Annotated in this window: 8 protein-coding genes and 1 tRNA gene; 5 read left to right on the forward strand and 4 right to left on the reverse strand. The window is 65.9% G+C overall.

From position 1 onward, the window contains the following. The 3 genes from AC16JP_RS11580 to AC16JP_RS11590 form a co-directional block, all read right to left on the reverse strand. Positions 1-181 (reverse strand): acyl-CoA dehydrogenase family protein (locus AC16JP_RS11580; protein ID WP_484340771.1); only part of this gene is annotated, 181 nt, incomplete at its 3' end. A gap of 80 nt (positions 182-261) precedes the next feature. Further along, positions 262-471, reverse strand: coding sequence for a hypothetical protein (locus AC16JP_RS11585; protein ID WP_484340772.1), 210 nt, complete (start codon positions 469-471; stop codon positions 262-264). Between the two features lie 61 nt (positions 472-532). Next, positions 533-3,985: an indolepyruvate ferredoxin oxidoreductase family protein gene (locus AC16JP_RS11590; RefSeq protein WP_484340773.1), complete on the reverse strand. Its 3,453-nt coding sequence runs from the start codon at positions 3,983-3,985 to the stop codon at positions 533-535. Between the two features lie 175 nt (positions 3,986-4,160). Here AC16JP_RS11590 and AC16JP_RS11595 point away from each other — a divergent pair. Both AC16JP_RS11595 and tig read left to right on the forward strand, forming a co-directional pair. Beyond that, positions 4,161-4,245 (forward strand) — tRNA-Leu (locus AC16JP_RS11595). Positions 4,246-4,290: 45 nt separating this feature from the next. Then, the gene (tig, locus tag AC16JP_RS11600) at positions 4,291-5,862 is read left to right on the forward strand and encodes a trigger factor (protein WP_484340774.1); all 1,572 of its coding nucleotides are present in this window, start codon (positions 4,291-4,293) and stop codon (positions 5,860-5,862) included. A 108-nt stretch (positions 5,863-5,970) separates the two neighbouring features. Here the strand turns inward: tig and AC16JP_RS11605 are convergent, their stop codons facing one another. Further along, positions 5,971-6,705 (reverse strand): TorF family putative porin, encoded by a 735-nt coding sequence (locus AC16JP_RS11605; RefSeq protein ID WP_484340775.1) that lies wholly within the window; start codon positions 6,703-6,705, stop codon positions 5,971-5,973. Positions 6,706-6,857: 152 nt separating this feature from the next. On the opposite strand from AC16JP_RS11605, the gene parE reads away from it, so the two are divergent. The 3 genes from parE (at position 6,858) to AC16JP_RS11620 (ending at position 11,141) form a co-directional block, all read left to right on the forward strand. Beyond that, positions 6,858-8,849, forward strand: coding sequence for a DNA topoisomerase IV subunit B (gene parE / locus AC16JP_RS11610; RefSeq protein WP_484340776.1), 1,992 nt, complete (start codon positions 6,858-6,860; stop codon positions 8,847-8,849). 76 nt (positions 8,850-8,925) lie between these two features. Further along, positions 8,926-9,306, forward strand: coding sequence for a PLDc N-terminal domain-containing protein (locus tag AC16JP_RS11615; RefSeq protein ID WP_484340777.1), 381 nt, complete (start codon positions 8,926-8,928; stop codon positions 9,304-9,306). A 68-nt stretch (positions 9,307-9,374) separates the two neighbouring features. Further along, the gene (locus AC16JP_RS11620) at positions 9,375-11,141 is read left to right on the forward strand and encodes a tetratricopeptide repeat protein (protein ID WP_484340778.1); all 1,767 of its coding nucleotides are present in this window, start codon (positions 9,375-9,377) and stop codon (positions 11,139-11,141) included. Positions 11,142-11,307 lie beyond the last annotated feature (166 nt).

The raw sequence follows: 11,307 nt of genomic DNA on the forward strand, positions 1-11,307 counted from the left end.
GTGCTTCCGGCACCCGCGCGGCAGGCCAGCCCTGTTCGACGATGGCGGCCCAGAGGGCAGCGTCGTGGCTGGCGCTTTCGTTCATCACCTTGCGCGCGGCCGCCGGGCCGGCGCGGGCTTCCAGAAACTTGCGCGCGGCGTCTTTCAGCGTCTTCGCGTCGTCCGACAGGTCGAAATTCATGTGCCTCCTCCCCCCGGTCGTCCGGGATGTGCGGCCAAGAAGTAACGGGGTCGGTGGCGAACGCGCGCCTGTCGATTGCGTCATTCTTTGTGCTGGGGCGGGGCGTCGTCGTCCCACCCGCCCGAGGCTCCGCCACCGCCAAAGCGCCCGCCGCGGCCGCGAAAAGGTTCGTCGGCCGGGGGTTTGATGCTGTCCTTGCCGGCATCGGCGCTGCTGTGGCGGCGCACCCCGCCAAGACGGATGCCCGCCCAGATCGCAAGCAACAGCAGCAGGATGAACAGCAGGATCATGGCGCAGGCGTCCGCCATGCTTTGCACCACGGTTCCGCCTTGCTGTCGACGGCGGCCATGGTCAGGCGGCTTTTCGCTTTACCCTGGTGCCCCACTGCGCCCAAAGCGCCTGACGGCGTTCCCCGACTGCCTTGGCGGCGGCCTCCTTCACCGGGCCGAAGCCGCGAACGTCGAGCGGCAGGCGCGCGATTTCGACTGCCAGCGACAGATTGTCGCCGTCGAGTTCCGCGATCAGCCGGTCGATTTCGGCGTGATAGGCGGGAATCGCCTCGCGTTCGTGGCGGCGTTCCTCGGTGCGGCCGAAAATGTCGAAGGCGGTGCCGCGCAGCCCCTTCAGCGAAGCCAGCATGCGGAACAGCGGTTCGATCAACCAGCCCGGCATCGCATATTTGCGGGGCCGCCCGGTCGCCGGATCGGTTTTTGCGAAGATCGGCGGCGACAGGTGATAGGTCCGCCGTTCCGCCTTGCTGAACGTCTGCTGCAACAGGCCGCCGAACCGGCCATCGACCATAAGCCGCGCCACTTCATATTCGTCCTTGTAGGACATCAGCTTGTGTGCCGAGCGCGCGGCCGCTTCGGTCAGTGCCTCGCTGCCGGGGCGCACCGCCGTTTCAGCGGCCCGAACACGATCGACGAGCGCGCGATAACCGGCGGCCCATTCCGCGTTGCCCCACGCCTGCAAGTCTTTCACGCGGGTTTCGATGCGGTCGTCGAGCGTCGCCGCAATCGCGGGTTCAGGCGTCAGCAGGACGGCGATTCGCGCCGGATCGTGCGCCAGCATCCGCCCCAGCGCGAACGCCTGCCGGTTGAACGGCACAGCAACGCCGTTCAGTTCGATCGCCCGGTCGATTGCATCGAACGGCAGCGGAATCAGGCCCTTCTGCCAGGCGAAGCCCAGCAGCATCACGTTGGCCGCAATCGCATCCCCCATCAGCGCCGTAGCGATATGTTCGGCGGCGATGAAGTCATGCCCGCGTGACGCCTGCGACACCACCTTCTTCACTTGAGCTGTGTGAAAATCGATGTCGCGGTTGCGGACGAAATCCGCTGTCGGTGCAACATCGGCGTTGGCGATCACATGGGTGCGGGTCGGCGCCATCAGGTTCTGCGCCACCTTGTCGGCGGCGACGACGCAATCGCACGCAAGCACGAGATCGGCCGTCCCCGTCATGATGCGCGGGCCGACCAACTGGTCGTCGGCGGCGGCCAGCCGGACATAGCTCCAGACCGCGCCGCCCTTTTGCGCCAGCCCGGCCATGTCGGCCGTGGTTGAAGCGATGCCGGCGATGTGCCCGGCCATGCCCAGCAGCGCCGAGATGGTGAGGACACCCGTGCCGCCGATGCCGGTGACGAGGATGTTGGCGGGCCGTTCGAGCGCCGGAAGCACCGGATCGGGCAGGCCGGAGAGGTCGATCGCGCGCGGTGCGGGCTTGCGCAGTGCAACGCCTTCGACGGTGACGAAGCTCGGGCAGAAGCCCTTCACGCACGAAAAATCCTTGTTGCAGATCGACTGGTTGATCTGCCGTTTGCGGCCGAATTCGGTCGCCAGCGGCTCGACCGACACGCAGTTCGACTGCACCGAACAGTCGCCGCAGCCTTCGCAAACCTGCGGGTTGATGATGACGCGCTTATCGGGGTCGGCCATCAGTCCGCGCTTGCGGCGGCGGCGCTTTTCGGTGGCGCAGGTCTGGTCGTAGATGATCACCGTGCATCCCGGCGTCGCGATCGCTTCGGCCGACACGGTGGAAAGATTGTCGCGGTGCAGCAGGCTGACGCCCGCAGGGATCTGACCGCCCCCCAGATGCTCGGGTTCCTCCGACAGCACCCAGACCTTCTTCGCCCCTTCGGCGAGCATCTGCCGCGCGACCTTGCCGACGGTAAGCTGCCCTTCGACCGGCTGGCCGCCGGTCATGGCGACAGCGTCGTTGAACAGGATCTTGTAGGTGATGTTGGCGCCGCTGGCGATCGCCTGCCGGATGGCCAGCAGGCCGGAATGTTCGTAGGTGCCGTCGCCCAGATTGGCGAACACATGGCGTTCACCAACGAACGGCGCTTCGCCAACCCAGGTGACGCCTTCGCCGCCCATCTGGGTGAAGGTCTGCGCCCGGTCCATCCACAGCGCCATGATATGGCAGCCGATTCCGGCCAGCGCCCGGCTGCCTTCGGGCACCTTCGTCGAGGTGTTGTGCGGGCAGCCGGCGCAGAAATAGGGTGTGCGCTTGGTGGGCGGCACGAACTTTTCCAGCAGCGCCTCGCGCTTTTCGAAGAAGGCCAGCGCGTTCTCGATGCGCTCGGTCTTGTGGAAATGGCCGAGGCGCCGCGCAATCGCCTTGGCGATCATGCCCGGCGTCAGTTCATTGTCGGGCGACAGCAGCCATTCGCCGCTTTCATCCTGCTTGCCGACGACGGTGGGGCGCACGCCGGGCTTCCAGTTATAGAGCTGCCACTTCAACTGGTGTTCGATGAACTCGCGCTTTTCCTCGATCACCAGGACTTCTTCCAGCCCCTCGGCGAAGGCGCGCACGCCCTGTGGTTCGAGCGGCCACGGCATGCCGACCTTATAGAGCCTGAGGCCGATGTCGGCCGCGACCTTTGCGTCGATCCCCAGTTCATCGAGCGCTTCCATGGTGTCGGCAAAGGCCTTGCCGGTAGAGAGGATGCCGATGCGCGGCCGAGGCGTATCCCAGATCAGCCGGTCGATGCCGTTGGCGCGGGCAAACGCCATCGCCGCAAAGCCCTTGAAGCGCTGGAGGCGCGTGTCTTCGTCGCGCCAGATGTCGTTGGCGCGGATATGCACGCCGCCTTCGGGGAAATCGAACGGCGGAAAGATGATCTGCCGATGCTCGGACGAGGTGTCGACGGTCGCCGATGTCTCGACCGTGTCGGCGGTTGCCTTGAAGCCGACCCAGGTGCCGGCGAACCGGCTCATGGCGATGCCGAGCAGCCCATATTCGACGAATTCATGCACCGAGGCCGGCGCGAGGAAGGGCACGAACGCGGCCGAGAAATTATGATCGGACTGGTGTGGCAGCGTCGAGGACTTGGCGCCATGGTCGTCGCCGACGATCGCCAGCACGCCGCCATGGCGCGAGGTTCCGGCGGCGTTGGCGTGCTTCAGCACGTCCATCGCCCGGTCGAGACCGGGGCCTTTCCCGTACCAGAGGCCGAACACGCCATCGAACTTTGCCGATGGGTTCATCGCCGTCATCTGCGAGCCCCAGACGGCGGTTGCGCCGAGTTCCTCGTTGATGCCGGGCACGAACAGCACATCCGAGGCCGTCAGGCGCTTCTGTGCGCGCCACAGTTCCTGATCGAAGCCGCCCAGCGGCGATCCGCGATACCCGGAAATGAAGCCCGCAGTCTTCAGGCCGTCGGCGGCGTCGCGCGCCTGCTGCACCAGCGCCAGCCGGACGAGCGCCTGCGTGCCCGACAGAAAGATCCGTGCGGCGGAAACATCATAACGGTCGTCAAGCGAAACGCCCTTCGTGCCTGCCTGCACGGTCGTGCTGTTCATCGATATTCTCCCCCAGGGCAATAGGGCAACAATACTGCCATTATTTTACAAACGCAACCGATTCGCGCTGTCCCGGCACGGGCTGATTGCGCTGACGCCTTGCGCGCGCGGCAGTCGCTGTTATAAGCCGCCGCTTCGAATTCTGACGACGAGTGGCGCCTGTCACGGGTGTCTTGCGGGTGTGGCGGAACTGGTAGACGCGCTGGATTTAGGTTCCAGTGTCGAAAGACGTGGGGGTTCGAGTCCCTTCACCCGCACCATCCGTGGAACGCTCGTCGGTCATCAACCAAGAGGAACGGCTTTTCATGACTGCCACCGAAACGCTGAACGAAGGCCTGAAGCGCGCCTATGATCTGGTGATTGCCGCCGATGCGATCGCGGCCAAGGTCGATGCAGCGATTGCAGAAGTCGCGCCGCAGATTCGCATGCCGGGCTTCCGCCCCGGCAAGGTGCCCGGCAACCTGATCCGCAAGATGCATGGCCCGGCGCTTCGCCGCGAAGCCGTGCAGGAAGCGGTGAACGAGGCCGTGAACGGCCTGATGGCCGAACGCGGCCTGCGCCCGGCGATGCAGCCGCAGATTGATCTCGATGGCGGTATCGAGGACGGCGGCGACGTGAAGATTTCGCTCAGCCTCGAAGTGCTGCCGGAGGTTCCCGCAACCGAGATCGAGGGAATTGCGCTGGAGCGCCTCGCGGTCGAGGTGAGCGGCGACGAAGTGGACGCAGCGGTGAAGCGTCTGGCCGACGGCCAGAAGAGCTTCGAGGAAGCGGCCGCCAAGCACAAGGCTGCCGAAGGCGATCTGGTGGTCATGGACTATGCGGGTTCGGTCGGCGGCAAGGCCTTCGACGGCGGCACCGGCGAGGACATGGAAATCGAGCTTGGCTCGGGCCGGCTGATTCCCGGCTTCGAAGACGGCCTGATGGGCGTGAAGAAGGGTGAGAGCCGCACCGTCAAGGTGACGTTCCCCGACGATTATCCAGCCAAGGACATTGCCGGCAAGGACGCCGAGTTCGCCATCACCGTGAAGGCCGTAAAGCAGCCGAAGCCGGTGGTGATCGACGACACGCTGGCCACCAATCTTGGCCTCGAAAGCCTTGAAAGCCTGAAGGAAATCCTGAAGGATCAGGTCGAAGCCGAGCTGGGCGGGCTTACCCGCACCTACATGAAGCGCAAGCTGCTCGACCATCTGGCCGCCGCCCACAGCTTCGAAGTGCCGCCATCCATGGTGGACGCCGAATTCCAGCAGATCTGGACGCAGGTTGCGGCTTCTGCATCCGACGATGAAAAGGCCGGCATGGAAGCCGAGCGGGGCGACTATGGCCGCATCGCCGAGCGTCGGGTTCGCCTGGGGCTGCTGCTGTCGGACATCGGCCAGAAAAACGGCGTGCAGGTGAGCCAGGCCGAAATGAACCGTCTGGTTGCGCAGGAAGCATCGCGTTTCCCCGGCCAGGAACGCGAAGTGGCGAAGTATTTCGCCGAGAACGCGGTTGCAGCGGCCCAGTTGCGCGCCCCTCTCTACGAGGAAAAGGTGGTCGATTTCCTGCTGGAAAAGGCCAGCATCACCGACCGCACCGTGACCCGCGCCGAGCTTGAAGCTGCGATCGAGAGCGAGGATGAAACCCCGCTGGGCGGCCATGTGCACGGCCCCGGCTGCGGCCACGACCACAGCCATGATCACGGGCACGATCACGGCGATGCCCCGGCGAAGAAGAAGCCCGCCGCCAAGAAGGCAGTGAAGGCAGCGGAAGAAACCGCCGAGGAGCCGAAGAAGGCGCCGGCGAAGAAGGCCGCTGCCAAGAAGGCAGCCGAACCGAAGGCCGAAGAAGCAGCGGACGCGCCGAAGAAGAAGCCGGCTGCGAAGAAGGTCGCGAAGTAACGGCGCCTTTGGTTCTACGACAATGAAGGGGCGGGTGGCCGGCTGGCCTCCCGTCCTTTTCACATCTTCAGGCCCGCTTGCAGCCCGGCAGTTCCGGGCACGGGCTGGTCAGAAGGATGCGCTGAGCGACACCAGCACCGTATCGCGCGCGGCGCGATTGTGGCGCACGCCGCCCACGGTTTCGCGCGGCAGGTCGTTGCCGACCCACGCCACCCCAAGCGTCAGCGCCTTCCACTGCACGTCGGCCCCCACCAGCCAGTCCCACTTGTGCGTGCGGCTGCCGGTTTCGTCGGGCACGAGGCCGCCGCGTTCATTGCCGAGAGACGCCTTCAGCGTGACCGGCTTTCCGGGAATGGCATAGGATAGTTCCGCATAGGCATAGCGATTGGAACTGGGCAGGCTTTTCTGATTCGGCGCCCAGAACAGGCCGAACGTGGCGGTCGCCGGGCCGACCGGCATTCCCGCAGTTGCGAACAGTTCCACCTCTGTGGTGTCGGTGCTGCCGGGATAGGTATAGACGATCACGCCGCCCGACGTGTCCAGCCCGGCCAGAACGCCCGACCAGCCAGCAGTCAGGTCGATTTCAACATTGGCGCCATCGACGTTGGCGATGTTCGTTCCCCAGACATTGGCGAAAAATCCGGGTCTGGTGGTCAAAGTAAGCCCCGCCTGCACAGCGGGATCGAGGTCGGAGTAGCTGACACCCCGATAGCGATAATCCGAAACGATCGACACCGAACCGCTGAGCGGCGGCGCGTCCTGTGCGTGGCTTGGCGCAGGCACCAGAATTCCGGTCAGCAGGGCGATCGTCCCTGCTGATGCAAGACGGTTGATTGGCCGCATTGATCCCCCTTTGTGCACGATGTTGACGCCGCGTGCCGGATGCAAGAATTGAACGGGTGCCGGTTATTGTGCAAGTGCGAAATGATGCGCCAAGGCCACTGATGCGCGCGGCAGCCGTTTCCTTGGGGACAACCAGCCGCTATGGGTCGGCCATGACCGACCTATTCGCCGGAAACGGCACCGGCACGCAGGACTATGATGCTTCGGCGATCGAAGTGCTGGAAGGGCTGGAGCCGGTGCGCCGCCGGCCCGGTATGTATATCGGCGGCACCGATCAGGCGGCGCTGCACCATCTGGCGGCGGAAGTCCTCGACAATGCGATGGACGAGGCGGTTGCAGGCCATGCGACCCGCATCGAAGTGGAACTGGCGGCCGACGGCACGCTGCTGATCATCGACAATGGCCGTGGCATCCCCGTCGATCCGCACCCGCGCTTTCCCGACAAGTCGGCGCTGGAAGTGATCCTGACCATGCTGCACTCGGGGGGCAAGTTCACCGCCGGCGCCTATGCGACGTCTGGCGGGCTGCATGGTGTGGGGATTTCGGTCGTCAACGCGCTGGCCGAGGAACTGACCGTCGAAGTGGCGCGCAACCGCACGCTCTGGCGGCAGCGTTTCGCGCGCGGGGCGCCGCTTGGCCCGGTCGAGAATCTTGGCCCGACGCCGAACCGCCGGGGAACTTCGGTTGCGTTCCGGCCCGACCCGGAAATCTTTGGCGCCGATGCCTGCTTCAGCCCCGCCCGGCTGTATCGGCTGGCGCGGTCGAAGGCCTATCTGTTCGGCGGGGTCGAGATTCGCTGGCGCTGTGCGCCGTCGCTTGCAACCGAACAGGTGCCGGAAGCGCAGACCTTCATCTTTCCCGGCGGCCTTGCCGACCATCTGGCCGAGGAAGTTGTCGGCGAGGCGACCGTTACCAACGCGCCGTTCACCGGCATGCACGAGTTTCAGAACGGCGGCCAGATCGGCAGCGCCGGACGGGTCGAATGGGCGATGCACTGGACGGTGGCGGGCGACGCCGCGCACAGCTGGTATTGCAACACCATCCCCACCCCGCAGGGCGGCACGCACGAAGCCGGGTTCCGTTCGGCGATCATCAAGGGACTGAAGGGGTTCGCCGGCCTGATCGGCACCCGCAAGGCCACCGACCTGACGGCCGACGATGCGCTTGTCGGCACGCGGATCATGCTGTCGCTGTTCATTCCGCAGCCGCAGTTCCAGTCGCAGACCAAGGACCGGCTGGCGACGGTCGAGGCGCAGCGCCTGGTTGAAACGGCGGTGAAGGACCATTTCGACCACTGGCTTGCCGAAGACCAGGAACGCGCGCGTGCCCTGCTGGCGTTCGCCATCGACCGCATGGACGAGCGGCTGGCGCGCAGGGCCGAGCGCGAGGAAAAACGCAAGACCGCCACCAACGCGCGCAAGCTGCGGCTGCCCGGCAAGCTGACGGACTGTTCTACGAACGCCCGCGACGGCACTGAACTGTTCATCGTCGAAGGCGATTCCGCCGGCGGTTCCGCCAAGCAGGCGCGCGACCGCAAGACACAGGCGATCCTGCCGATCCGGGGCAAGATCCTGAACGTCGCTTCGGCGGCCGCCGCCAAGATCAACGCCAATCAGGAAGTCGCCGATCTTGGGCAGGCGCTTGGTTGCGGCACCCGTGACCGTTACCGCGACGACCAGTTGCGCTATGAACGCATCATCATCATGACCGACGCCGACGTGGATGGCGCCCACATCGCAACGCTCTTGATGACCTATTTCTTTCAGGAAATGCCGGGGCTTGTGGCCGCCGGACGGCTCTATCTGGCGCAGCCGCCGCTGTATCGGATCACCGCCGGCGCCGACAGCGTCTATGCCCGCGACGACGCCGAGCGCACGAAGCTGCTGGAAACCAGATTCCGCAACCGCCGCGTGGAAGTCAGCCGGTTCAAGGGGCTTGGCGAAATGGCGCCGCTGCAACTACGGGAAACCACGATGGACCCGGCGCGCCGGACTCTGATCCGGGTGACTCTGCCTGAAAGCCATCAGGACCGGCATCAGGTTCGCGATCTGGTCGACCGGCTGATGGGCCGCGTGCCCGAGCATCGTTTCAACTTCATTCAGGCGCATGCAGCCACAGTCGAGATGGACGAGATCGACGCCTGACCCGCAGTTTGTTGATGACAGCGATTCCGGCGTGCCATAAACACCTGCGTATCCGTTTGTTGTGGGAGTTTTTTTCATGGTCGCATCGATTTTTCAAAGTGTGCTCGGCTTTGCGTGGTTTGCGCTTGTCGTGTTCCTGTTCGTGCTCTGGCTGTGGCTGCTGATCTCGGTCATCGGCGATCTGTTCCGCCGCAGCGATGTCGGCGGTTTCGGCAAGGTGCTCTGGATCATCTTCCTGGTGGTGCTGCCGTATCTCGGCGTGTTCATGTATATCATGACCCAAGGGCGCGGCATGGGTGAACGCAACGTCGCGCAGGTGAAGGAAGCGCAGCGCGAACTGCGCGACTTCGTCGGCTATTCGCCCGCCGACGAGCTGAAGAAGATCGATGAACTGAAAGCGGCGGGCACGATCAGCGCCGACGAGCATGCAAAGCTGCGCTCGAAGGTGATCGGCTGAGATCTGCTGCCGGGCCTGCGGGATTGCGCCCGCAGGCCCGGCCGGCCCGCCTGACTGAGGAGGTTGCAGTGTCCGTGCGTTCGCCGACCGGCCGGAACAGCCCCTGGATGCTGGCTGTGATTCTGGCGGTTGCGCCCGCCGGGACGTCGGCACGGGCGGCCCGGACCAGCTATTCCACTGCCGACATGGCCGCCGAAGCCTATGTGCAGGGGCGGCTGGCGGTGGCGTCGGGCGATTATGCCGCCGCCGCTGAGCGTTTCGGAACGGCGCTGAAGGCCGACGACGACGCGATCGCCAGAAGGCGCGCCTTCGACGTGGCGATGCTGGCCGGTGACTTGAAATCGGCCTCGCGCCTTGCCGCGCAGATCGATCTGGGGGCGCGCTCGGAACAGGCAACTGCTGTCGGCGACTCGATCCTTGCCCTTGCCCGTGCGGCGGCCGCTGCCGCCGCAAAGGACTGGCGCGCCTTTGATGCCGCGCGCACCGCGTTCGATGCGCCGGGGCGCGGCGGTGAATCCGGGCAGGTGCTGGGGGTGCTGCTGAACGCGTGGGGCAAAGCCGCACGGGGCGACATCGACGGTGCCCTGGCGCTTGCCGATCCCGACCACGGCACCGGCATCGCCGCATCCTATCTGCGCGAACACCGGGCGCACATTCTTTCCTATGGCCGCCGCTGGCAACAGGCAGCCGACGCCTATCAAACGCTGGTTACCGCCGAGGGTGCAGGCGTCGCGCGGTTGCGGCTGGCGGCCGCCGGGACGGCGCTGGAGGCAGCGCCCGGCGACCCGAAGGCACTGGAAAAGGCGATCCTGCTGGTGGGCGAAGGCCCAGAGCGGGATCCGCAACTGGTGGAAGCGCGCCGCCGCCTTGCCGCCGATCCCCGGATCAGCGGGCGCAAGCTCGCCGATCTGGTGGACAGCCCGCAAGAGGGGTTGGCGCTGATGTTCGTGCGGCTTGCCGCCGATCTTGGCCGCGAACGGGCGACGGGCGCCGCAGTCAACTTCGCCCGGCTGGCAACGCTTGCCGATCCGTCGCTGCCGGATGGGTGGCTGCTGACATCCGACCTTCTGGCCCGCGCCTCGCGCGAGGGGCTGGCGCTCGACGCGCTGAAGGGCCTGCCCAAGGGGCAGCCGTGGGCGGAACTGGCGGATGCGCGCCGGGTCTCGATCCTGGTGGCCGAGGGCCGGCTGGACGAAGCGCGCGCCGTGCTGGCGCCCTTGCTGCAACGCCCCGACGCAACCGTCGAGGACTGGGGCAGGCTCGCCGATCTGGAACGCAGAAGCGAGCGATATCCTGACGCGATCGCGGCCTATGGCCGGGCGCTGGCACTGGTGCCCTCCGGACAGGAGGCATTGCAGGCGCAATTGCTGTTCCTGCGCGGATCGGCGCGGGAATCCGCCAAGGACTGGGTCGGCGCCGAGGTCGATCTGCGCCGCGCCGTCGAACTTGCGCCGCAGAATCCGCTGATTCTGAACTATCTGGGCTACAGCCTGCTTGACCGTGGCAAGTCGATGCCGGAAGCGCGCGACCTGATCGCGCGCGCCTACAGGATTTCGCCGGAAAACGGCGCCATCGTCGACAGCATGGGTTGGGCCGAGCACCTGCTGGGCAATCACGAGGAAGCCGTCGGCCTGCTGGAACAGGCTCGCAGCGCCGAGCCTGGCGACCCGACGGTTGCCGACCATCTGGGGGATGCCCTGTGGAAGGCCGGACGCCGGATCGAGGCGCGCCACGCCTGGTCGGCGGCGGCCGCATTGTCGCCGGAACCTGTGCTTGCCGCCAGAATCCGCCGCAAGCTTGACTATGGGCTGGATGTCGCGCTGGCCGTGCAATGACACTGGCCCCGGCAGGCGTCGAGGAAGCGCCGGCGAAGATCAATCTGGCGCTGCATGTGCGCCGCCGCCGGGCCGATGGTTATCATGAACTGGAAACATTGTTCGCCTTCACCCGTTTCGGCGACCGGCTGACGGCGTTCCCGGCCGATCAGTGGTCGCTGGATGT

The organism is Sandaracinobacteroides sp. (assembly GCF_057137845.1).